Annotated in this window: 11 protein-coding genes; 1 reads left to right on the top strand and 10 read right to left on the bottom strand. The window is 47.2% G+C overall.

The window, feature by feature from the left end:
* The first annotated feature begins 31 nt into the window (after nucleotides 1-31).
* Entirely contained in the window at nucleotides 32-4,294 is a 4,263-nt protein-coding gene (locus tag ACYQ0C_RS17525; protein ID WP_016277747.1) for a hybrid sensor histidine kinase/response regulator transcription factor, read from the top strand.
* A gap of 129 nt (nucleotides 4,295-4,423) precedes the next feature.
* Here the strand turns inward: ACYQ0C_RS17525 and ACYQ0C_RS17520 are convergent, their stop codons facing one another.
* From ACYQ0C_RS17520 to ACYQ0C_RS17475, 10 genes are all read right to left on the bottom strand, one after another.
* On the bottom strand, nucleotides 4,424-5,680 hold the full coding sequence (locus ACYQ0C_RS17520; RefSeq protein WP_257463890.1) for a DUF4995 domain-containing protein: 1,257 nt from the start codon (nucleotides 5,678-5,680) through the stop codon (nucleotides 4,424-4,426).
* A 129-nt stretch (nucleotides 5,681-5,809) separates the two neighbouring features.
* Complete coding sequence (locus ACYQ0C_RS17515; RefSeq protein ID WP_016277745.1) at nucleotides 5,810-9,832, bottom strand: hybrid sensor histidine kinase/response regulator transcription factor; 4,023 nt, start codon at nucleotides 9,830-9,832, stop codon at nucleotides 5,810-5,812.
* Between the two features lie 208 nt (nucleotides 9,833-10,040).
* Nucleotides 10,041-12,023 (bottom strand): heparin-sulfate lyase HepC, encoded by a 1,983-nt coding sequence (gene hepC / locus ACYQ0C_RS17510; protein ID WP_016277744.1) that lies wholly within the window; start codon nucleotides 12,021-12,023, stop codon nucleotides 10,041-10,043.
* A gap of 87 nt (nucleotides 12,024-12,110) precedes the next feature.
* Nucleotides 12,111-13,805, bottom strand: a complete 1,695-nt coding sequence (locus ACYQ0C_RS17505; protein ID WP_016277743.1) for a RagB/SusD family nutrient uptake outer membrane protein — start codon at nucleotides 13,803-13,805, stop codon at nucleotides 12,111-12,113.
* Nucleotides 13,806-13,827: 22 nt separating this feature from the next.
* Nucleotides 13,828-17,037: a SusC/RagA family TonB-linked outer membrane protein gene (locus ACYQ0C_RS17500; protein WP_016277742.1), complete on the bottom strand. Its 3,210-nt coding sequence runs from the start codon at nucleotides 17,035-17,037 to the stop codon at nucleotides 13,828-13,830.
* A 195-nt stretch (nucleotides 17,038-17,232) separates the two neighbouring features.
* A complete protein-coding gene (locus tag ACYQ0C_RS17495) occupies nucleotides 17,233-19,767 on the bottom strand; it encodes a DUF4962 domain-containing protein (RefSeq protein ID WP_016277741.1) in 2,535 nt (844 codons plus the stop codon).
* A gap of 104 nt (nucleotides 19,768-19,871) precedes the next feature.
* Nucleotides 19,872-21,434: a DUF6562 domain-containing protein gene (locus ACYQ0C_RS17490; RefSeq protein ID WP_016277740.1), complete on the bottom strand. Its 1,563-nt coding sequence runs from the start codon at nucleotides 21,432-21,434 to the stop codon at nucleotides 19,872-19,874.
* A gap of 57 nt (nucleotides 21,435-21,491) precedes the next feature.
* Entirely contained in the window at nucleotides 21,492-22,529 is a 1,038-nt protein-coding gene (locus ACYQ0C_RS17485) for a DUF6562 domain-containing protein (protein WP_016277739.1), read from the bottom strand.
* A 12-nt stretch (nucleotides 22,530-22,541) separates the two neighbouring features.
* A complete protein-coding gene (locus tag ACYQ0C_RS17480; RefSeq protein ID WP_016277738.1) occupies nucleotides 22,542-23,342 on the bottom strand; it encodes a DUF3575 domain-containing protein in 801 nt (266 codons plus the stop codon).
* A gap of 11 nt (nucleotides 23,343-23,353) precedes the next feature.
* Nucleotides 23,354-25,951 (bottom strand): DUF4962 domain-containing protein, encoded by a 2,598-nt coding sequence (locus tag ACYQ0C_RS17475; protein WP_016277737.1) that lies wholly within the window; start codon nucleotides 25,949-25,951, stop codon nucleotides 23,354-23,356.
* Nucleotides 25,952-26,134: the final 183 nt, after the last annotated feature.

The raw sequence follows: 26,134 nt of genomic DNA, 5'->3' as shown, positions 1-26,134 counted from the left end.
TAATGCCTGGTATGAATCTGATTGAAATTGTATGAAAACATATATTTGTCTGTTATGGGTCGTTTTTGTGTGTATAGGTTGGGAAATGCATGCATCGGTAGATGTACATCCTACTTTTATCACGACTAGCGACGGATTGGCGAATAATTCGGTACGTTATCTGTTCCAAGACAGCAAAGGGTTTATTTGGATGGGGACATTGGATGGGCTGAGCCGTTATGACGGCCATTCGTTTGTGACATTCCGTCCGGAATCAGGCGATAAAATTTCTTTGGCAAATCATCATGTAAAGAAGATACAAGAAGATCGGAATGGTTTCTTATGGTTTATCACTGCCCCGGAATTAATGAGTTGTTACGATTTGAAACATGATTGTTTTGTTGATTTTACAGGGTGTGGGGAATATAGGAGGCCTTACAATAAAATATTGGAGACTGCTGGCGGGGATATCTGGCTGTGGCATCATCAAAGTGGATGTCGTAAAATAGTCTGTAAGGATGGAATTCACTCTTCTGTATCTTTTACAAAGGAAAATGGGAAATTGTTAACTAATGCAGTGAATTCCGTTTATGAGGATGAACAGGGAGTGATTTGGATTTGTACTCAGCTAGGCTTGTTTCAGGTGACGGAAGAGGGGCAGACCCGGGTTGTTCAAGATGGTTTGTCTTTTGTGGGGGCGATGTCTTTTCGTCACAAGATTTTTTTTGTAACCTCTGATGGAGGTATTTATGAAAAGTCTTCAGGTGAGAATTTGTCTTTGACAGCCCGGTTGCCGTGGAAACTTTCTGCTTTTAATACCTATGAGTCCTGTCGCTTACAGAACGATTGGGTGTTTTTTACTCCCGAGGGTGGGGAGGTGTTTAGCATGTCTGAGAAAAGACTGATTCATGATGCTTCGCTTGATATCCGTTTAGGAAAATGTGAAAAGGATAATTTGAATAATCTGTGGATTTCCAATGGTACCGGTCTTGTGCATTATATTGATGTTCGGACACGTGCCGTCCGGATTTTTAGATTAATGTCTGATGAAAAAGTTAAGTTGATAGGAGATGAACGTTATCATATCATACAGGATGTTTCACGTGGACTGATATGGATCTCCACTTATGGTAATGGTTTATTTGTTTATGATTCTCAAAAGGAGGAGATGACCCATTACTCTTATCATGTGGATGAGTTCAATCGGGTGAATTCTGATTTTCTTTTATATGCTATGGGCGACAGAACCGGTAATATCTGGTTGGGATCAGAATATTCCGGCATCGCTTTATTGTCAGTGCTAAATGATGGGGCAACTTATATTTATCCTGAAAATGAGAAATTGGTGGATCGTTCCAATACCATCCGTATGGTTACGTGTATGGAGAATGGAGACGTGCAGGTAGGAAATCGTCGGGGGGGATTGTTTGCTTATGACTGTCACTTGGATTTATTGCAAAGAAATTATTATCATCTTAGTGTTTTTGCTCTCGAAGAGGATGACAAAGGGCAAGTATGGATGGGAACCCGTGGGGATGGATTGTGTATAGGCGATAGATGGTATGTGCATCGGGCTGATGATGTGAATTCACTTGCACATAATCATATTTATGATATCTATAGGGACTACCGGGATAGAATGTGGATTGGAACGTTCGGGGGAGGACTCGATTTGGCTGTTTATCAGAAAAACGATTTCGTGTTTCATCATTTTTTGAAGGGGAGTTTTGGAGAGCAAGAGGTTCGTACTATTACTGCTGACCGGAATCATTGGATGTGGGTAGGAACTAATAATGGTATTTATGTATTCCATCCGGATTCTTTGTTGAATGATTCGCGGCAGTATTACGTTTATAACTTGGATAATGGGAAAATACGTAGCAATGAAATTCGTAACATTTTCTGTGACAGCAAAGGCCGTATGTGGATTGGAACTACAGGTAGAGGCTTTTCTGTCTGCCAGTCAGGACAAACTTATGATCAGTTGGAATTCCGGCATTATGATGAGGATGATGGGTTGGTAAATAATGTAGTCCAGTCAATCATAGAAGATAGAGATGGAAAAATCTGGCTGGGTACCGAATATGGGATGTCCCGGTTTGATCCGGATACGGAGACTTTTGATAATTTCTTTTTTTCAGCTATAATGCCCGGCAATGTCTATTTGGAGAGTAGTGCCTGCGTTATGAAAAACGGACATTTGCTGTTTGGAACGAATCATGGTTTGGTTGTGGTCGATCCTGAAAAAGTCATGCCACAGCATGTCGTTTCTCCGGTAGTTCTCACAGACTTAAAAATAAATGGAATTTCCGTTCGTCCCGGAGATGTTGATTCTCCTTTGGCGGAAGCGTTAAGTTATACAGATAGAATAGAACTGAAATATTATCAGAATTCATTCAGTATAGACTTCTCTACTTTTGACTATTCTATGGCAAATGATGCCAAGTATATTTATAAGCTAGCTCCATACGATAAAGATTGGGGAGTTCCTTCTTCCTTGAATTTTGCAGCTTATAAAAATTTGTTGCCGGGTACTTATCAGTTACATGTAAAAGCATCCAGTGCTTCCGGTGTATGGGGGAAAGATGAAACCGTATTGCAGATTGTTATTACTCCGCCTTTTTGGAAAACGGGTTGGGCCTTTGCTATTTATGTGATTCTGATTTGTATGGCAATGTATATTACGTTCAGACTAATCCATAAGTTTGCTACCTTGCGGAACCGTATCCAACTGGAAAAACAGTTGACGGAATATAAATTGGTCTTTTTTACCAATATCTCTCATGAGTTTCGTACTCCGTTGACGTTGATACAGGGAGCCTTGGAGAAAATAGAGACTATGGGCAGGGTTTCTAAAGAATTGGCTTATCCTATAAAAGTAATGGACAGAAGTACGCAGCGAATGCTCAGATTAATCAATCAACTGCTGGAATTCAGAAAAATGCAGAATAATAAGCTGGTTCTTTCATTAGAAGAAACAGATGTTATCGTTTTCCTTTACGATATATTTCTGAGTTTTAAGGAAACGGCGGAATCTAAAGAAATGGAATTTAGATTTATTCCTTCTGTCAGTTCTTATCCTATGTTTGTTGATAAGGGTAAACTGGATAAGATAGTTTATAATCTTCTGTCCAATGCATTTAAGTACACACCGGAGGGCGGGAAAATAGTTTGTTCGGTAGATGTGGAAGAAGAAACAAAAAAAATGATCATTTCCGTGTCAGACACCGGTATTGGTATTCCTTTAGAGAAACGTGGGCAACTTTTTTCTCGATTTATGCAAAGTAGTTTCTCCGGTGATAGTATGGGAATCGGGTTGCATTTGACTCACGAACTTGTAAATGTGCATAAAGGAAGCATTGAATATGCGGAGAATGAAGGGCAGGGTTCTGTTTTTACAGTCACTTTGCCATTGGATAGTTCTGTATATGAGTCAAAAGATTTTTTGATCTCTACAGTCTTAATGGAAGAAACGGATCATACAGACGAAGGCATTCCGTGCCGTCTCGTAAAAGAAGAACAGATGGTGGCTCCTTTAAACAAGAAAAAGATATTGATCATTGAAGACGATACTGACATTCGTGAATTTTTGAAGAAAGAAATATCTGTTTATTTTGAGGTGGTAGCCGAGGCTGATGGTGTGGCGGGTTTTGAACGTGCACGGACTTATGATGCTGATCTGATAATATGTGATGTCCTGATGCCGGGAATGAATGGGTATGAAGTAACCCGTAAGTTAAAAAATGAATTCAGTACCAGTCATATTCCGATCATTCTACTGACAGCTATGGGAACTACCGAAAATAAATTGGAAGGAGTGGAAAGTGGGGCGGATGCGTATGTAACCAAACCGTTCAGCTTAAAATTGCTTTTGGCACGGATGGTTCAATTGATTGACCAGCGTGAAAAGTTACGTGAGAAATATGTGAATGATCCCAGTATAGAGCGACCGGCTATTTATACTTCTGATAAAGATAAACAGTTCCTTGATAAATTGCAGGCTATTATAGAGCAGGAGTTGGGAAATCCGGAATTTACGATGGAAGACTTTGCTGCCCGGATGAAATTGGGGCGTACTGTATTCTCTAAGAAAGTTCGTGGTTTGACAGGGCATACTCCTAATGAATATTTCCGTATTATTCGTCTGAAGAAAGCGGCGGAATTATTGTTGGAAGGTAATTATAATGTGAGCGAAGTATCTTATAAAGTAGGTATCAGTGATCCGCTTTATTTTAGCCGTTGTTTCAAGACACAGTATGGCGTGTCTCCTTCTGTTTATCTGCGTGGAAAAGAGAAAGAGGGGCTGAAGACGTAGAGGAGATATGGGAGACAGATAAAAAGCCGATAGAGTATTCTTTGGCAACTCTACCGGCTTACAGTGTTAAACTGAAAACAGAAGTTTAAAACTAACCTCTGAGGACTAATGTCTAAAACAACCTTTTACCTATCTTAAATCCACATATCTTTTCATTGCCTCCAAATAATAATAATCGGCATAATTCAGAGGAGTATCTATTTCGGAACCGTGAGGCAGCGAACCGGTGGAATGTTCCAGTATGTATCCTTGATTCTTGCCTTTGTCTGCCAGATAGCCTTTACCGGACAAACTTTTCAGTTGTTGTTCGGCATAGTCAAAATATTTCTGCCCGTCCGGAACCAGCGTGCTGAGCTCTAGCAGAGCGGAAGCGGTGACGCAGGCGGCGGAGGCGTCGCGGGGGGTGTCTTTACCAGCCGGAGCATCGAAATCCCAGTAAGGAATTAGGTCTTCGGTCTTTACGCGTTCCATAATCATATTGGCGATGCTCACAGCCTGTTGCAGGAAAAGTGTATCTTGGGTTTCACGGTAACAAGCGGTGTATCCATATACGGCCCATCCTTGTCCGCGCGACCAGGCGGAAGCATCGTTCTTTCCCTGATGGGTACCCTGGCTTTCTACAGTTCCGTCGTTATGGTAGCTCACTACATGATAAGAGGTATAGTCGGGACGGAAGTGATGTTTCAGGGTGGTCTGGGCATGGGTGATGGCTACCTCCCGGTATTTGTTGTCACCGGTGAGCTTGCTGGCACTGAAGAGCAGGTCCAGATTCATCATGTTGTCAATGATGACCGGGAAGTTCCAATGTCCGAAATCCCATGAACGGATGCAGCCTATTTTAGGATCGAAGCGCAGGCAGAGGTTGTCGGCAGTTTCTATCAATACATTTTTGATGGTATCATTGGGCGCAAGGCGGAGGGCGTTGCCATAGCTGCAATTGATCATGAATCCCAAATCGTGGGTGTCCTTGTAATATCTGACGGGGTTCAGCAGATTGGTATATTTTATGGCTTGTTCTTTCAACTCGTTGTCGCCTGTCAGTTCATAAAGATACCACAGGCTGCCGGGGAAGAACCCGCTGGTCCAGTCGTAGATGCCACACAGACGGCGTTGGCCCAGTTTGTCGGCCGAAGGATTGGCCCAAAGGGAGTTCTGAAAGGATTTGGCGTCTCTTTCCAGCTGGCTGACCAAAAAGTCTGTTGTATATCCGGTCCAGATGGAGCGGGGCAGTTTGGCGGAATCCGCTATTTCGGAAGCGGTCGTCTTTAACTGATACGATGCTATATCCAGCGCGTTGTTTACCCATGCCTCTTGTTGAGGCGCATTGTTTTTGCAAGAAGCCAGTCCGATGATGGCGGATATGGCTAAGAAGAAAACTTTTTTCATACTATTTTATAAAGTTAGCGTGACTTATTCTTGACGCAAAGGTAAGAGTAAGCCTGCTAATCTTTATTTCGGTATGTTGAAAGAACTTTCAAGCCGGTATGAAGGATGCCAATTCTGTTGAAAGGAGTTTTAAATTTGTTGTTTCCCTCCGTTTTTGATGTATTCTGAGGGGAGACAGCCTACATATTTCTTAAAACAGGTGGCGAAATAAGAGGGGGTGTTGAATCCTACCATCAGACTGATTTCCGCCACGTTATATCGTCCTTCCTTCAGCAATTTGCATGCCTGGTTGAAACGTATCTTCCTGATAAATTCCGCGGTGGACTCTCCGGTTACCGCTTTCATTTTCATGTGCAGGGACGAGCGGCTCATATACAGTTCACGGGCAAATTCGTCGGTAGAGAATTCGATGTTGTCCATGTGTTTTTCCACGATACTTACCGCTTTCGTCAGGAACTCTTCATCCAATGGGTTCAAGGCGATTTTCTCCGGCTCTATTTCCAGTGAATTAGAGTAGTGTTCTATCGAACGATAATGGGTGCGCAGAATATTTTTTATCTTGGTTACAATCAGCGCCAATGAGAAAGGTTTGGGAATATAGTCGTCCGCTCCTACCTGCAATCCCTCCAACTGGTCGCTCAGTTCCGATTTGGCAGACAGGATGATAACCGGTATATGACAGGTCTTGAGATTCTGCTTGATGCTGCGGCATAACTTGATGCCATCCATGACCGGCATCATCACATCGGTGATAATCAAATCTATTTCGTTTTCTTTCACTACTTCCAGTGCCTCCTCTCCGTTGCCGGCTTCCAGGGTGATGAAGGATTTGGAGAGTTCTTCACTCAGGTATTGTTGTATCTCGGTGTTGTCCTCCACAATCAGGATGGTTTCCTTCTTGCGCTTTCCTTCGGATGCTGACGCCCCGGCCTCTCCCGGCTGCTGTTCAGTGCCTTCTTTCTCTTCTTCCGTGTCAACGATATACATGTCTTTTACATTGGTGGAATACAGTTGTTTTTCCGTATCCGTTTGGGCCAGTTCTTCGGGCTTGTAGGCTTCTTTGTCTTTGGGCAGATAGATGGAGAAGCAGCTTCCTTCATGTTCTACACTTTCCAGTTCCAGATGTCCGTGATGGAGTTCTACCAATTTTTGTACCAGGGACAGTCCGATACCGCTTCCCGGATGATCGTTTTCCACTTGGTAGAAACGTTCGAATATCTTGGCTTGTTTGTCAACCGGAATGCCTGCTCCCGTATCTTTGACTTGTAGTAGCAGATTGGGGCCGTCTTCTTTCAGGTATACGGTGATGCTTTGACCTTTATCGGTATATTTGAAGGCATTGGACAGCAGGTTGTTTAAGACCAGCTCCAGGTAATTGGCGTCACAGAATACTTTTTTGTCCATCAGGTCGGATTGGAGTTCATACGTTATTTGTTTCCGTTTGGCCAGTTGTTCGTAGAAACGGAAGTTTTTCTCTACGATATTGTGTGCATAAATGGCTTTTACCTTTAGTTGGAAGACTCCTTTTTCCGCCCGTCGGTAATCCATCAGCTGGTTTACCAGATGCAGCAGCCGGTCGGCGTTCTTTTTGATGTATTCCAACTGGTTTCTTGTCCAGCGGTCGTTGGTACGTAGCAATAATTCCTGCAGGGGGGCCAGTATCAGGGTCAGAGGAGTGCGCAGTTCGTGTGAGATGTCGATGAAGAAGCGGGTTTTCATTTCTTGCAGCTCTTCATTGCGCTTTTTGTTCATGCGTTCCATCTGATAATAGAATATCCATGCGATGAATCCCGACACTGCCAGTAAAAAGAGGGTGATGGCCCACCAGGTCTGATACCACGCGGGAAGAATGGTTATTTTTAAAGAGGTAGGTGTCTCATTCCATTTGCCGTCATTGTTTGCCGCCTTTACCAGGAAGTTATAACGGCCCGCCGGCAGGTTGGTATAGGTGGCCCAGTGATGATCTCCGTCTGTATGATACCATTCCTTGTCGTATCCTTCCAGCTGGTAGGCGAATGTATTATGGCGGCCTGCGATGTAATTGGGCACACTGAAGTTCAGCGTAAAGGATGATTGCTTGTTTTGCAGTGTTATTTGTGTTGTCTCGCTGATGTGCTTGTCCAGAATGCCGGTTTTATCGTGCGGAGCGACCGGTATATTGAATAGTTCCATGTTTGTAATGAGGGGGGAGGGCACATAGGGATTATCCTGCATCTGTTCCGGTTGGAAGATGGAGATGCCATTGATGCCACCGAAATACATTTCGCCTTCAGTGGTGCGGCAACAGGCTTTGGGGGTAAACTGATTGCTTTGTAAGCCGTCCATGGAGGTGAAGTTTCTGAACTTTCCTGTTTCGGGATGGAAGCAGGAAAGCCCTTTGTCGGTACTGATCCATAAGCGTCCCAGATGATCTTCCAGAATACTATATACGACTGGATTGGGAAGCCCGTCGGATACACTGTAGCGTGTCTGTTCGTTTTTCTTTTCATCGAATTGGTACAGACCGTTCCGGGTTCCTATCCAGAATGTTCCGTTGGTTGCTTCATGAATGCAGTAAACAAACGCATTTTTCAAATCCGTATGCTTGTCAAGCAATGGAAGGGGATGCAGTTGTCCTTCTTGGTGGGCATACAGGGCAATTCCGTTTTCCCCGCCTATCCACAGGCGTTGCTTGCTGTCGGTCATCAGGTCGCGGATACGGTTTTTGTCTTGTGTTTTTCCACCGGTGTATGCTTCTATAAATTTGCGTTGGGTGGGGTTAAAGGAGAAGAGTCCGTTCAGGGTGCCTATCCATAGATTTCCTTCCTTGTCCGCTGGTAAAATGTCATAGACATTATTGTCGGTCAATGCACTGTTTGCTGTGGTGTAGTTTTCTATGCGTCCTGTGCTGCGGTGCAGGATATTGAGGCCTCCTGTGTGTGTGCCTATGTACACTTTGTCGGCAGCCTCGTCTATGTATATGGCTTTTACATCATTGGCTCCCAAGCCTTGCTGTGCCTGGTAGTAGGTGAAGGTTTTCGAGGAGGGATTGTATTTGTTTACGCCGCCACTGTTGGTCCCTATCCACAAACAGCCGGTACGGTCTTCTGTGATGCTTCCTATTATATTGTCATTCAGTGAGTTGAGGTGTGGAGAGAAGTGAAGGTGTTGGAAGCGTTCTCTCAGTGGGTGATAATAGTTGATGCCGCCATAATAAGTGCCTAGCCACATGCCACCTTGGGAGTCTTTGAAGATGCTGCGGATAGAACTTTGGGACAGGCTTTGTTCTTGCAGACGGTCGCTGACGTGAGCAATGAACTTATCGTTTTCTTCATCGTAAATATATAAGGAGGTGAATGTGCCTATCCATAAGCGGTTTTGCGCATCCAAGGCTAGTGAGCGTACAAAATTGGAACTGATGCTGTTCCCGTTGCTGGCGGTATAGTGTCTGACGGTGTTGGTGCCGGGATGAACAGCATACAAGCCGTCTCCTTCCGTTCCGATCCATAGCAGGGAGTCTGATTGCTGTAGGATGGTCAGCACTTCTTTGGAAGCTCCTTCCGGAAAGGTGAGGATGGTTTGCAGGGTGTGCCGGATAAGTGAGTAGACAGATACCCCTTGGGAGGTTCCTATATATATACGGTCTTGATAGCGGTGTATGGCTGTGGCTTTCAGTGAGAGTAAAGTTGCGTCCATTTTGTCTGTTGTAAATGCGCTTTGTGATATATTGAACAGAGTCAGACCGTGAGATGTATTGACTAGCAAATGCTCCGGATCTATCTCAATAATGCCGGTGACGGCAGCTCTTTTTTTATCTTTTTCGTAATAATAGTTGTAAAAGAAATCTTCGATGGGGTCGTAACAGGATAATCCTTCATCGGTGCCTATCCATACTTTGCCGTTGCTGCCTGCTTGGATGGTACGGGCGGTATTGTGGCTTATGCTGTGCGGGTTTCCTTCTTCGTGCAGATAAACGGTGAAATCGTATCCGTTGTATTTATTTACTCCGTTGAAAGTGGAAAACCACATATTCCCTTTGCTGTCTTGTGTGATGTCAAACACGGTGCTTTGGGAGAGTCCGTCATTGATACCCAGGTGTGTGAAGGAAATCTGGGCTGATACCTTTAACAGGGAGGCTAAGGTGATAAGCAGGCACAAGTAATATTTTGTCATAATTTTATAGTTTTGGATAATAGTCAACGTCTTTCGTGTGTTCAGATAAAGACCGTGGCAATTTATAAAAAATACTTAGAATGACAAAGAATGTGAAGTGAATCATTTACTTAAAAAAAAGAAATGGTGGCAGGTTCCTATGTTTTATGCGCATCCGGGTGAAGATGGCAGGTTCCTCGTGGAATGTTTAAACATAGGAACCCGGTTTTTACAATGTATAACTTAAGATGCTTTTCTTCCCGTTGATTTTTACTTCAACCGTTAGTGCATCTGGCTTGTGGCTGATAATTCTGGCAGAGATTCGGGGGGCGCTTCCTTGTTTCTTGAATGGGTAGATAGCGGTGATATAACGCACTGTCTTTTCATCATTTTTATTCAGGTTGAAAGCGACAGCTGTGCGTTCCGTCCGTTTACGATAAGCCGTGGAATACCATCCCTCTTCTTTTTCCGTCCGGATCTCTTTAGGAGCAAAGCACTGGAGCTTTACATTACTCTCGTTGTCAAAACGGGTAGTGAGCGTATGCTGTTTTTCATCAATATCCACGTTGCCGTCGGCCAGTTGGTAATGCAGGTTTATCATTCCGGTGGCATCTCCCGAAGCTTCGTCCACAATGATGAAGTAGGTGCTTTCTACAAAGAAGACCGTACGGCGGTGTCTCAAGTTCTTATAACTTTGGTTTTCTGTGACCAACACTTGTACCTCTCCTTCCGGTTGCCACAGGCGGGTGACGGACTGGGTGGTTTCCAAGTTCCGGTTATTCAGGGTCAGGGTGTTGTGTACTTTTGTCTGACGGAACCAGTTCCGTAGTTTCATCACTTCTCCTTCACCGGCGTAAATGTAAGAGCCGGAGTCGGGAAAAAGGTTTTTTCCGTTGAACCACAGTTCAAAAGTACCGTTATCGGGCTGGCAGTGCCATTCTCCTTTGGGACCGGCTTTCATGACCATGACGGTTGCGGTTTCGTCCCATCCGTTGCGAAAGGTGAAGAATCCCGAATTCGGAAAGCCTTTGGTGAGGTTTTCCGGGAGTTTGCCTTCGCGCCCTTCTGTGGCCATGTAGCGTATCTGTTCATTCTTGGGGAAAAGTCTCATCCAGTTTTTATAGCGTTTCAAGTCGCTTGATTTTCCTCCTCGTTTGGCATCACTGAAACAGGGATTGGAATAGTCGGGATAGCATACGTTGATGTAAAAGACAATCATTTTCTCTATCGTGTCCCGATAGGAGTGAGGAAATTCTTGTCGGAATCCGTTTACATCGGCCATGATCAATGCTTTGTAGAAAATATCGATACAGGCGGGATGATAATGCAGGTCGAGTTCATACTGTCCGCCGTCGGCATATACTTGTTTCTTTATTTCACGGTTCAGAATATCTATCCCGCTTTTACGCCAACCGGCTGCTTCTTTGAACTCGGGGAAGAAGGCTCCGGCGTAAATCATCCGTTGCGCTTCAAACAATAAATGATTTCCTTCGGCAGAATAGTTATGAAGTATATGCAAGGCATGTTTGTGATAGTTTACCAAAAAATCGGTCAGAAAGTCTGCTGTGAACGAGACGGACGGCAGGAACAAAACGAACTGGTTGATTTGATCTTGCAGTCGGTGGCTTGTTTCTAACGGACGCCATGCGAAACGTACGTTTTCCGCAGAACCTGTTACTTCTGCTTTGTTTGTCATTTCATATTCTTCTTTATCAATTTCGGTCAACGGATTCTTTTTAATCCAGTCCATAAACTGACAGACCCATTCTTGAGCATATTTTTCCTCTTGGGTCAGACGGTAGGCTTTTCCCATGGGGGTAAACCATTTGTGGCGGTGAAGCTGCCAGCGTAATTCGTTGTCTTTCACTGGCCAGTAGCGCCAGTTGATGTCTTTTCCATAATGGAAAGAGGGTTGATAGCCGTCGTGCACATAGAATGTATGTTCTAATGCTTCTTCCGCCCATTGACGTTCCCGGTCGCTGAGGTGCAGATTTTTCATGTCGATATTCGGGTTGATGATGTCTGTACGGTTCCGGTAGTATGCCAGCAACGCCTGGGCGGCATCTTCATATTTTCCGTTGGCATAGTGTTCTTTAACTTGTTGTAAACCGGGGTAGTCAAGATTCAGCAGTTGAAAAACATCTTTGTTGAAAGCGGCTGCCGGTAGGATGCAAAGATATAATAACAGGCAGATTGAAGAGAATCGTTTCATATTCTTTATATTTCTGGAGTTTAATAAAAGTAGGGATTGTGCACGTCCGATGGTTCTTGCACAATCCCTGAAATCATTTTGTTCCGGTTAGTACCCCGGGTTGTTTTTACCTTCCAGTTTCGGATTGCTTTGTATCTCTTTCAAGGGAATGGGAAACAGTTCGTGCTTTCCTTCGGTGAAAGTCTGGTATGCCGGATAGGGCTTGGTCTCTTTCTTGTTCACCGAGCTGGCTTCACCGAACAGTTTGAGGGCTTTCCCTAATACTCCCCAGCGGATAAGATCATATTTGCGTTGTCCTTCGAAGGCCAGTTCGAATCCGCGTTCCCAATAAAGGGCGGTACGGAATTTGCCTTGTGGAGTGGTGTCGTCAATGAAGGTCAGCTGATGCGTTTTCTTTCGTGCCGCCATCAGTTCCTCATAATTGGCTTCGGTTATCGGGGTGGCTCCGGCACGTGTACGTACCCGGTTCAGTAACTCCCATGCGGTGGATTGTGCATTCCCTGTTTCATTGTATGCTTCGGCGGCCATCAGTACGACATCGGCGTAGCGCAACGGGCAGAAGTTCACATCGCCGTAATTCAGGTTTTTGTTCCAGGAATCGGGCGACATCCATTCGCGACGCCATTTTCCGCAATACCATCCTCCGGCTTTCAACTCTCTCTTTTCGTGTGCTTTCAGTTTGGCGTTCCAGCGTTGCTGGTAGGTGCATACCATCACATCGCGGCGTGTGTCGGTTTCTTCGAAGAATCCGCGCCATTCGGGCACTACGATAAAGAATCCGTTGGCGCGTCCCATGTGCTGGTTGGCCTCAGAGGCTGCCAAGCCGGTCGGCTCGCCTACCATAGGTCCGTTGTATATTCCCCATGCGCCGCCATTGCGCTTGCCTTGCATGTGGAAGAAGGAGATTTCCCACAGGGTTTCTTTCGGGTTCTGTGTGCCGTAGGAGATGTCCTTGAACAACGTATCGTATCCTCTCGGATGAAAGTCATGGTAGCCATTGGCTTGAAACGCTTTCCATTCTTCTATGACAGCGTTGAAATATTCCTTGCGCTTGCCTTCTTCCGGACGGGTCAGTTTGCCGTCCATTTGCAGGCTGTAGCCTGCGCGTTGCAGATAGACGCGCATCAATAGGGCGCGTGCGGCGCCTTGTGTCACTCTTTCGGGATCAGAGCCTGCGGTAGCCCATTCTGTATTTTCTTTGGCAAAAGTCAGGTCGGCGATGATTTCATCGTAGATGGTCTCACGGCTTGCGCGGGGCTGATAGGCGGATTCGTAACTTTCGGAATAGGTGGTTTTGAAAGGTACATCGCCCCAATATTTCACCAAATCGAATGCCATGAAGGCGCGGAGGAAGCGGGCCTCGGCCTCCAAAGCTTTCAGTTTCTTGTTTTCTTCATAACCGGTCATGTGGCGGATGCCGTCTATGGCCATATTGGCGCGGTCTATCGCTTGATATTTGAATTTCCACAGGTTTTCTACCCATGTGTTGGTGGAGTTGATGCGATAATGCGCTATGTCATGCACTTGATTGTCCGAGTGTGTACGGCTGGTGTAATAGGTATCGTCGGATGCCGGGGCAGCCATCTCGCACCATCCGTAATGGTCTTTGTCCGAGATGGAGGAGTAGATCCCCATGATGGCCATTTCCGCTTTGGCCTCCGAGTCGAAATATCCGTCTTTGTCATAACTGGAGTTCGGCTTCTCCGTCAGCATATCCTCACATGAGGTGAATCCCGCCAGTAACAAGGCGGATAATAGATATAGTAAATGGTACTTTTTCATTGTTTCTGATTATATTTAAGGGTTAAAACGCTACATTAAGACCAAAGATAAAGGAACGGCTCAGCGGATAGGCTCCGAAGTCTACGCCCGGTGTCAGGCCGCTTTTCATGGTGGACACCTCGGGGTCGAAACCGGTGTATGGGGTCCAGGTCGCCAAGTTATTGCCGGTGGCATAGAGACGTAGGTTCTTCAGCCCTAGTTTGGCAATGGCTGTTTTGGGGAATGTGTATCCCAGTGTCACGTTGCTCAGTTTCAGGAAAGAGGCATCTTCCACCCCCCATGACTGGATATAGTTGTTTCCTTGCTGTGCGTCGTAATAGGCGGCTACGGTCTTGCCGGTGTTCAAGGCGGCCAGTTCTTCGGGGTCGGTTACAATTTCTCCGTTGGCGTTGATGGTCATCCAGCGGTTGGCGCTGTTTGAAACCTCCAGCGCGTTGTTGTTACTGTTACCCACTCTGGACGATACCATCTTGGTGGCGTTCATCACCTCGTTGCCATAGCTGAAGGTGAGGAAGATGCTCAGATCGAAGCCTTTGTAGGTGAAGGTATTGTTCAATCCTCCGTAGAATTTGGGGGTGGCGTTTCCTATGACGGTCTTGTCTTTTTCGTCTATCACCTTGTCGTCGTTCAGGTTCTTGAACTTCCAGTTGCCCGGCTGTACTTTGCTGCGGTCACCATGATAGGGAATGCCTTCTTTCAATGTATAAGTCTGGGTGGCGGCGTCATAGTTGAAGTCGCTCACTTGGTACAAGCCTTCCGTCACATAGCCGTAGAACTGTCCTAATGATTCGCCCACTGCGATGCGGTGCGTGTTTTGGTTAAAGCCGAAACGGGCTTCGTACAGTTGCACGGTCTCTCCGGTCAGTTCTTCCACGGTATTTTTGTTGTGCGACAGGGTCAGAGAAGTATTCCAAGTGAGGTCTTTGGTGGATAAGTTGACTGTGTTGATGGTCAGGTCCAAGCCTACATTCTTGGTTTCGCCGGCATTGATAAGCATCGTTTGATAACCTGAAGAATAGGGTAGCTGCGCGCTAAGTAGCAGGTTGCTGCTCTTGTTGATATAGAATTCGGGCGAGACGGTGATACGCTGGTTCAGGAAACCGAAATCCATACCCAGGTTGAAGGTTTTATTGGCTTCCCATTTCAAGTCGGGATTGGGAATCTGTTTGGATGCGTATCCCGGAGTCAGTCCGCCTCCCATGGCAGTGGTGACAGAACTGAGCAGTGCCAGACTGTTGTAGCTGCCGATGCGGTTGTTGCCTGCCAAACCATAGCCGATACGGAATTTCAGGTCGGAGAAGATGTTCAGGTTCTTGATAAAGTCTTCTTCTCCCATACGCCATGCGGCCGATATAGCGGGGAAGTAGCCCCATTTGTTGTTCTTTCCGAACTTGGAGGAACCGTCTGCACGGAACGAAGCGGTAAACAAGTATTTGTCGGCATAGTCATAGTTCATTTTGGCAAAGAAAGAGACCAGATTGTCGTCATAATTTTCGTTGGATGCAGCGATAGAGGGGGCTCCCAGATTCATGTCGCCGAGGATAAACTCATCGGTAGGCAGATCACTCACTCCTGATTCCACGTAGCGTGTCCAGCGGGTGACGTATTCCTGTCCCAGCATGGCCACGATTTTGTGTTTCTTTATTTTCTTGTCATAGGTCAGTACGTTCGAGGTCTGGAAACTTCCGTTCTCTGTCTGGCGGATAGAACCATAGATACCGTTTCGTTTTCCCATGATGGATTCGTCACCATAGAACAATTCGCGGCGGAGGGATTGATAGCGCATACCGGTAGAATTGCGGAAGGTCAGCCCCTTGATGATTTTAAAGGTCAGGCTTCCGTTTGCCTGGAAGGTGCGGTATTCTTTATTGTCTTCCTCTTCGCGGGCGGCAATCAATGGATTCTGCATGGTGTTGCCTTCGGTGTCGAGCATGGGGTCTAATCCTTCCAATAAATCCTTGTCGCTTCCGTGAAGCCCGATGGTGGGGCGGTAATGTAGAATCTGTGCCAGTTTGTTGAAGCGTGCGTCCGTGTTGCTTCCACCTTCGTTGGTTCCGTTTCCGGCCACACCGGCTCCGTAAATCTTGCGTTGGTCGTAGTTCACGCGTGCGGTGACGGACAAACGGTCGTTTACCTTGCTGTTGACACTCAGGGTGATGTTGTGCTTGCTGCTTCCGCTGTATATCATGGCTCCTTCATCGTCAAAGTAATTATAGGAAAGATTGTATTTGGTCTTGTCATTGCCTCCGTTCACGCCTACACGATAGTTTTGGGCAACGGTGGTGCGTCCCATCGTTCTGTCCAGCCAGTCAATTCCTTCTCGGCTGGCATAGTTGTCATGAATTTCCAGAAAACTGCCATATCGTTTTTGCCAGGCCGGCATTTCCTCATCGGGTTTGGTGCTTCTGCCCAGTACTCTTTCATAATCAGCCAGCACGTATTCTTCCGGGTCTAATGTATACAGGCGGTTTGCCAGTTTGCGGACTCCCACATACGCATCGAAAGTAACTGTGGCTTTCCCGCCATCGTTCTTTCCACCTTTGGTGGTGATGACCACTACGCCATTTGCTCCGCGCGCACCATAGATGGCGGTGGCCGAGGCGTCTTTCAATACGTCGATGGATTCAATGTCGGCGGGGTCGAGGCTGGCCATGCCGTCTTCGGTAGGGAAGCCGTCGATGATATAAAGCGGCTCGTTGCTTTGGGTGATGGAGATACCGCCGCGCACGCGGATGGACATGGCCGAACCCGGCTGTCCGTCGGTCTGTACAATCTGCACACCTGCCAATCGTCCTCCTAGGGCCTGGGTGATATCCGAGGTCGGTACTTTCAGCAGCTCATCACTTTTGACGGAGGACATGGAGCCCGTCATTTCTTTACGTTTCATGGGAGCATAGCCGATCACTACGGTTTCTTCCATCATGATGGCTCCGGCTCTTAGGGTCACATCAATTTGTTTACGTCCTTTTACAGGGATTTCCTGATTGTCCATACCGATATACGAGAAGACCAGTATGTCTTTGGAAGCATCGTTGACTGTCAGGCTGTATTTCCCATCGATGTCGGTGATGGTTCCCAGACCTGAAGCGCCTTTGATGGTTACATTGGCACCGATTACTTCTAAACCGTCACCATCGATTACTTTACCGGTCACGGTCAGTTGTTGGGCATAAACTCCGAGCACTCCGGTGAGAAAGAATAAGAGTAAAAAGAGAATTTTACTTTTCATCATTGTCATATTTTTCAGTTAATAGATTTAATTGATTGTGGTTTCGTTCAAAAGTTTCTGTTTTGAACAGTGCAAATGTATGCGTTCTCCCCGACAAGTGTCTTTAAATCTGTTTTTGTATAGGCAAAGATAGCGCAAAATGCTTATAATCTTGTCGGGGAGAATTTCATATTTGTGTAAAAACCTTGCAGGAACGGTCTATAGAGCGGTTCTGCTGGAAATAGCCGGACGATCGGTTTCTTCCATGATGTGATAGATACCGTCCTTTTCATCATAGAGCACGGAGGACTGCGGGTAGCGGCGGATGTATATTTCTCCACCTGGAGTGGGGTGCTCTGCGCCGTAACTGAACGTGGCAGGCAGGTCGCTGTTACGCACTACGAGTGAGGCCGGCCGGGAGGTGTCTAATGTAGCTTCCACGCTCCATCGGCCTATGGTGAAGGTATCACCGTTGCGGCGGATGGCATGCGCGGTCTGGTCAGTGCCTTTTACTTGGATGATGGCCAGGTAACGGTTGGCGGCACAGGCGGATGTTTCTGCCGTAAAGTGCCACTGGTTGGGGTAGGCAGGGTTGGGCGTAGGGGTGGGTGGCACCGTAAACGCATCGGTCTGGGTAGCCGTATAGGGATGGCTGCTGAAGAGTCCGGTTACGGCAATAAATCCTTTTTCGTCGTTGCGCGTGCCCATTAGCTGTTCCGCTTCATTCAGCTCGAAGCGGGTGGGGCTGTGCAGCAGCCAGCTCCAACGTACAGGGGAGGCGGCTTCCAGCTCATCATAAATCACAAGGATGTCAGGGTGAAGCATCAGCACATGGCGGCGGTATCGGGTGAGCGGAGTCACACCGAATCCATACTCGGGTGTCTGGCTGATACCTGCCGCAGCGAAAGCGGAAGTCCACATCGGGTCATCCGTGATGCCCGAATAGGCATTCGAGGCGTCTCCCAAACAATAGGATATGTGGTTGCCTCCCATGGCGCGGACGATATTGCCATAGCCTTTCATGGAGTAGGGTTGTCCGATGCCGTTTACCAAGATGGTATTGTGCGCGCGGGTATGGCGGTAGGACATCAGATTGTGCGCGTCCGAGAAATTAAGGTAGTATCCCGAACTGCGGTAAACGTCAGTTCCTTTAAAAAGCAGGTTGAAACTGTTCTGACAGGCGGTGGTGTGGCTACCGGAGGCAAATGTACTGGAACGGAATGCCAATGACAGGTTGTGGTTTGTATCCGCCAGGTTGGAATGCATCACCACTTCACCGGCATCTTTGTACCAGATCATTTTTTCGGTTGAGGCCGGAAGTTGTGTTTCGTAGGTGCGGTTGGCCGCCATGCGGTAGAAACGCATTTCGGGATCGCGTTGCAAGGATTTGGTGCATTGTGCGGCATACCATCCGGCATAGGAATCTCCGGTCTCGCGTGCCAGAAAGTCGGCGAAGGCGGCACGTTGGCGTTGTGGACTGTCGTATTTCTCGCTGCCGTCGCCAAATCCGAGGCTGCGCGATTCGGGTGGCCAGGTATAGACCAGTGAACGTCCTGCGTTCCGGTACCACGGATGTTGCAGGAAATCTTTGCGGGCGATATAAGAATATAGAAGAGGGAGGTACTGGAGCGTGCGCACATTGTTGATGAAGTATCCTGTGCCATTGTGCCACACTCCGTCACGGTTGAAGCCGGATGCGGGAGCGCGTGCTGTCCACAGCTCGTAGTAATACTCAAGCATTTCGATAGCCTTCCCCGAATAGTTAACCTTGTCATATAATAAATAGGCTATCTGGAACAGCACGCGCATATTTTGTTGCCAGAAGTGGTTGTCGAATATGTGGTTCTCCTGGATGCCGCAATGTTGCGGATAATATTTTTCTGCCACACGCATGAGTTGTTTCTCGGTAGCGGCGCGTTCGGTGGCGGACAATTTGTTGTAGAGTGCGTCGTAGCAGGTCAGGTAGGCCGAAGCGATATCTGTGGCACCGAAATTTGTAGCGAAGAGCTGCGCTTCGGTAGGAGGGGTTTGCAACAGGGTGCTCAGTATATCGTGCAGCTTGTTACGGTATGCTGTGCGGAGGGTGAGATGCCAGGCTTGATACAGGTAATCGGTGTAGAGGCGCAAGTCGGCAGTCTGGTTGTAAGGGGCGGAAAAGTCCGCTTTCAGTGCCGTGGCGGCCAGTGCTGTGAGCTGTCCGTATTCGGGGTGTGAGGTGACGCGCTTGCGTGCGGCTTCTATCTTGTCGTCCAGAAAAGCGTAGAGGCGCGGATGTATGCGAGGTGCATTGCCCAGAAAATCGGCGAAGGGAGGAGTCACGAAACGAGGTGTCTCGTCTTTGACTTCAAACGAGTAGGTGTCGCTCCATGCTCCGGGTTGTCCGGAGGAAGTGACGGAGCGGAAGCGCCAGTACCACAGGCCTGTCTCCAAGGTGCGGTGTGGGTTGAACATACACCACGGACGTGCTTCGGACAGGATGGTTTCCGGTCCGGAAAATTGCGTGTCGCGTGATACATTGAATTGTAGCCGTTCTGCCTGTTTCATCTCTTTCGGGACGATGAACGGTGCCGGATTGAGGTATATCTCATTGTCTGTTTTGGGATAAGGCTGCGTGCGCACCTTGTCATGATAAGCGTCAGGAAGGGTGCTTTCCGGAGATTGTTCATCGGGAACGGGGGTGATGGGGGCATTGTCCGAGCAGGCGATGATGGCGAGCGTGACGGTCAGTATGAGGAGGGTGGATAGGCTTTTCATGTGTAGTGGGTTATATGATAACAACGTCACCTTCATGCAGGCTGAAACCGGATGGCCGATGGACGATGGCGGATACGGCCTGTGTGAAGGTGACGATAGATGGGTTAGAATGTCAGGATGGGGCGGATGACACCGGCACTGTTGCTGGGCTTTTCACTTCTGGCTGTAAATGTTAGATCTGTACTCTTATATTGGTACTGATATATTTTTGTAGCCTCACCTGTCCCGTCATTAAATGTGCTGGACCAGAAATTCATATTGCTGTTGGTTCCTGTAGGAGGGATCTGCTGTGCATCTGTAATGGCTGCCAATCGGGTATTGATTGTTGTTGCATTTTCTACCAATATGGCTAGCTGTCCGATAGCCGGAATATACCATCCGCTCGTGTTTGTTACTGTTGCCCATTCATTGTATGCGCTTATAGCAAGCTGATTACCGGCGGCTTTTGTGTTTTTATATCCCAAAATATCGTCCTGGCTTGCAGAGGATACCATACCCTCTATCGGTGTGGTCAATACGTCAGATGTCCATGCGGTTTTGGCTGTTTGGTTGATGGATACCGCCCAGCCGTTAATCTTATTATTGGGGAAAGTGATGTTTGCATAGTTAGTCGTGGCGTCATTTTCTGCTAAAGCGAATACCACCGCTACGGCATTCTCTGCTGTTTTGCCCCAAGTTCCATCGGCATACAGGTAATCGCCCACTTCTACAGCTACGGGAGTTTCGGGATCAGTGGGAGTATCGGTACCTGTACCGCCGCCTCCGTTTTCAAACCCGTTTTCGATGGTAATATCTACATTGATTTTGTCTTGGTTGTCGCCACCGGTTTCCGGTTTCAGGTTGACAGCGGTATTGCTGCTCATGGTCTTCATTTGTTCGGCAGTGATGTTTAATGTCTTTTTGGAATCGGAATTTTCACTGTTGGAGAATATGATACTGGAGGGTTTGGCGATAGCTTCACCAATAAAAACATAACAGAAGAAAGGATATTCACTGTTGGCGTCAATGCTGATAGGCGTCGCTTGATTTTCAATTTCTGTGTTCTTGATATTTACTGTGCTGGCTACAGTTCCTGTAAATACATTAAAATCGGTACCCGAGAAGATACTTGCCGTACATTGGTTAAGGCCTGTACCTAAAGTGGCAAAGTCGTTTTTGGAAACGGCTATTCTGGCGAACGGACGTTTCAAGATAACATTGACATTGGCTGCAATATTGCTGGAAGCAAGCTTGCCGCAGAACGCATCGGCTGCCGTATTGTTGAACAGTTCATTCTTTTTGTTTCCGTCATAAGAGATTTTGGTCAGTCCTGCGGAGGTCTTGTAGAAAGACTTGCCCTCTTTCAGATATTCCGCCCAAAACAAGCAAGTGTATTCTTCGCTTGGTTTGTCAAACTCAAAGTGGGCTGCACCATTGCTTACTGTTACTGCCTGTCGGCTGTCGGCTATGACTTCTCCGTTTGTATTAACCAGTTCCATGATACACTGCATGGTATATCCCTCTATATCGAGTGCCGCACGGGCAATGGGACCGGCTGCCGGTACTTTTACAGATAATCTCACTTTGCTGTCGTTTTGTCCGGCTTGGGACACAATTTCTTCTTGGCTGCATGCTGTGAACAAGCATACGAACAATGCCACCATTGAATACAAAAAGTTCTTTTTCATGATGTTGTAAATTTAAGTATTAAGTTTTCTATTTTATTTGATTGATTGTCTGGTGTTTTACATAACTCCCACTTCCATGTCCATTTCGTCGTCAAAGTCGGGGTCTATGCCTACTCCCTCATCGGCGGTGGATGGATCGGCGGTCAGGAAATTGTCGCGCACGGTGGTTTGCTTGCCTTTCTGGCAAGGTACCAATAGTATGGTACGTGCCACGGTAACACCTTGCGGATCGGTTATCTCCACTTCAATGGGAATCTCTTTTTTTTCATCTCCTATGAATACATAGTCCACACCTACTGTAAAATTCTTTGTTCCTTCGGCAGGCAGGGCAAATGTTTTCTTGTAAGACATATACATCAGTGAATGGCGGGGGACTGCACTCAGAGCGTCAAAACCTACGGGCAGGTAGTGGCTGTATTTCACCCGGGCGGTGAAATTGCCCTCTGTTCCCGCATGTCTCTTCAGAAAGGCTGCTGCGTCTGTCGCCACGAGTTCATAGCGTGCCACGGGACGGACGAGTTCCAGTTTGACGGGAACTTTGGCGTTCCATTGGTCACGATACTTGCTCAAATCCAGTGTTTGCACAGTGTGGAAGGCATCTTTGTATTCCGAATTTGCCTGATAAGGCTCGGTAGCGATAAGCGGGTCCATGATTTCGGTATTGTAAAACCAGTCGGCCTCGCTGCCGGCTTTTACATAGTCGGCCCATACCATGAGGCGGTAGTTGCGCGCATGCAGTTTCATGCTGACGGGTACACTGAGATGGGTACGGTCGGGACGTATGTCTTCGTACACCACCCGGCGGATAGTTGCCATATCGTCCATATAGGCTTCTACAATGAACCGGTGGCGGTAGGCGGCATCCCCTCCGGTGGCGGCGCGGGCACGAAGACGGGCTGTTTCCAGTTCGGTCAGCTTCATATCCAGTGTAATGTCTACCGTGACGCTTACTTCGGTGGGGTCAACCCCCAGTTCGCCGTTGGCGGTCATTTCCGGTTCTTCGAACAAGCAACCGCTCAGTGCCAGTGGCAGCAGCAACAGGCAAAGCAACTGCCTGAACGGGGATGTATAATATGGTTGTATATTCTTCTTCATAATTTCAAGGCTTTAAAGACGGTAAACAAGTGACAATCCCAGACGTGTGATACCCCAATAGTTGCGGATGCGCGTGTCTATTTTCGCTCCGTTGTCTATATTATAATAGGTATCGTATTTCATATTGGCATATCCGGCTCCCAATGAAAATTCCGCTCCCCAATGTTCGCCAAACGGCAGTTTGTACCCATAACTGATGCCGGCTCCCAGCAACGGACGGCTGTTGCTTTGGTAACGGTTGTCATTCCACTTCACGTTGAACCAGGCCGCATGGGCATGGACGCCGAAAAAATGTCCCCGTCCCACTTCATTGCCTGTCCACCAACGTGCTTCGGGTTGTAGGGCGAAAGTACGGATACCATGTTCCTGTTCCATATCCCAGAAGCTCCATATCAGTGGAAGTTCCACTGATAGGTGCTCGCTGCACTGTACCTCTACCGCCAGATTGGACACAGCTACCCCTTGGTAGGCGAGGTTATTCTTGATTGCAATGTAGCGATTTGCTTCGGGTGTTTTCCTTATCTTCTTTGTGGCGTCTTTGGGGGAGGAGTTTGCAGCAGACACTGCTTTTTTCTCTTTTCCCTTTTTGCCCTTTGTGATTGCTTGTTGGGCTGTGGCTGCTTGCTTGTTGCCGGCAGGTTTGTACACAGCGGTCTGTTCGGGACGTGCCGAAGTTTGTATCCGGACAGGACGTTGACCTTGTGTCTCGTTTTTTTGCTGTTGCGCCTTTTTGACATCTTGGGGTGGAGTGGCGAAAGCGGTCGGACAGCTTATCGCCAGTATTCCCATCAGCAGATATTGTTTTATGTTCATATTCTTCGTTATTAGATTTCTAAATCAGGTACTACATCGGTCAGTGTCGTTTCATAATCATTTTCGTTGATGAGAGTGGCTCCCCCTTTGTAGCTGATACTGACGGGATCTTCTTTTTTCGTGTTACGGATGAAGAACATTGGCACACCCTCTGCCGAAATATTCACTTTAATGAGCCATCCGCCTGCCTTGATGCGTCCGTCCGAAAGGATTTCCGGTGCTTTGGCCGGGTACTTCAGGGCATGGGTATTGATGATGGTGGCGAAACGATAGACCTGTGCTTTTTCCGAGGTGGCGGTGAAATGCCAGTGGTTGGCGTAGGGTTTGAATACCCCTTTGTCATCCGCACGCAGCCAGTTCACTGCGGGATAAAAGAACTGGTCGGTCGTTTCCGTTTTCAAGGCTCCGGTAGAGAAAAGGTAAGCGTCCGATGCTCCTCCCCGGTTGGTGGCTTGTATATGCACATACGCTTTCTCTTCGTTTACGGTCATCGGGTTGGCTGTGGTATGCAGCAGATAATTCCAGTTTACAGGTTCGGTGGCTTCCAGTTCATCATAAATGAAAATGTAGCCGGTCTTTCCCAAATTGACAATGTGACGGCGGAAAGTCTTCAGCTTATTCTCGTCCCAGCCGTTTTCCGGTGTATAATGCACATCGGACAGTTCACCGCGCTTCAGCCATAGTGGAGAAATCACTTTTCCGTAAGCATTGGAAGCATCCCCCACTACATAACCTATTTTGTCGCTGACGTAGTAACGGGGAATCCATCCATACCCTTCGGTGCCGATGCGTTGTCCCATACCGTTCACCAGAATGGTGTTATGTCCACGTGTTCCGCGATGGCAATACATACTGTGTGCATCGGTGAACTCAATGTGGTGTCCGCTACTATAGAATAGTGGCTTGCCTCCGAAAAAGGTGTTGAATGCATTTTGATTGGCAAGGGCGTGCGAAGTAGAGCCGTATGGGCTGGAACGGAAACTCCACATGGCATTGCTTCCCACTCTATCCCAATTGGTGAGGAAAGATGCGAGTCCTGTTTCGGGGAATACGTAGCCGGGAGGCAGTGCAGTCAGTCCTTCTCCTTCAGGCAGAGGTTTGTTGCATTGCAGGCGGAACCAGGCCAGGTCGCCGGGTTTGGCCAGTAATGCTTTTTTCATATAATCGGGTTCTACTTTCAGGGTGCGGCGTACGAAATCGGCGGCATAGGTATTGCCGGTGAGGCGTGCCAATGCGTCGAGATAGCCGATGCGGATACTGTTGGGGCGTCCCACGTTCTGGTGGGAACTGCCGTTACCTCCCGATTTGGAAAATGGAGGTTGCTGAAACATGGTGTACATGATGTTGCCTTCATACCATGGGTCTGAGAAATAGTCGAATCCGGTCAGCTTGCCGAAATAGTAAGGTACTTCTATCAATGTACGGGTGTTTACCGTGAAATAAGAGTCGCCATTGTGCCACCCGCCGTCTTTGTTCAGGCCCGGAAAGCGTGCCAGCCATATATTGTAGCAATAATCCACCCATGTGTCGGCTTCGGGCAGTTCTCCATATACGCTGAATGCTGCCATGGTAAGGATGCGCAGGGTCATTTGCCATACGTGATTGTCGGCGATATGATTTTCCAGATGATTGTTGTAATGCTGATACATTTTCTCCCCTTTCTCCTTAATTGCATCCAGCAGTATGTTTTTTTGCTGTGGAGTCAGCAGATTATGGAAAGAGTCGTAGGCCATGGAGCAGAGAGACAGCAAAGTGGCATCATTGAAATCTCCCATTACATTTTTATCTTTGTTCCAATCTGCCATGGTCAGAACACGTTTAATGGCTTCATCGGCATATTTCTTGTCTTGTGTAAGCAGATAGGCACGTATCAATACTTCGGAGTTCGCCTCTTCTTTGTCGATGATGCGGCGGCTTTCGCGGGTGAGATAGGATTTTCTTTTCATCTCGTTGTCCAGATTCTTCACCTGACTGGTATTGATGTCTTTTACTGACTTCATGGGAGTGGTAAGGGTCGTTTCGGCACGTTCCAGATACCATTGGCGCTCTGGTATGGAATGGCTGCGTTTGATGAACTCTTTCCATTCGTCTTTCATTATCCATACACGCGGATGCGTTTTGGGAACATTGCCAAGAACCGTTTTTAAAGAAGGGGGGCAGAACTTGTCTGGATTGTTTTCCACGGTGAGTTGCTGGATGCTTCCCCATTGGACTTGTCCGTTTTCGAGATATCCGAATTGCCAGTACCATACACCTGCTGCAAGTGGTTTTTCCGGGTTGAAGAACGGCCAGCGTGTCTGTACTTGTACGGTTCCTTTCTTGAAATCCGCGTCTTGCGAATAGCGTAACATATAAGCTATTTGGGCTTTGTCTATTTTCTTTATTTTATCTTCGAATCCATCTAGTGGGCTCTCTTGCACATTCATGTCCGCACGAAGAGGCCATTGGAAAGACACGGCACGGTCTGCCACTACAGCTTTATCTAGCGGATAGGGAGTGGCGCGCATTTCATGCATCAGCGTGGTCTCCGTCAGTTTGATAGTGGCCTGTGCGTTTGCTCCAAGGAGGAACAGGCTCCATAGTAACGCTAAGTAAAAGGTCTTTTTCATTGATATATAGTATTTAACAGTTAATAAACGTGCTGAAAGTCTTGTTTTCTGGTGCTGCAAATATAAGTAAGGTCTGCAAAAGCGTCTTTCTCTCTTGTTTTTGTTTTGTTTGAAAATGGAGAGTTTTATATCATTTTTGTTTTATGCTGTTTTATATTTGTGCAAGAATTCGATGAAATGGGG

Source organism: Phocaeicola sartorii JCM 17136 = DSM 21941 (assembly GCF_054653615.1).
The sequence above is the reverse complement of the archived record's forward strand: the minus strand, read 5'-3'. Positions and strand labels throughout refer to the sequence as shown.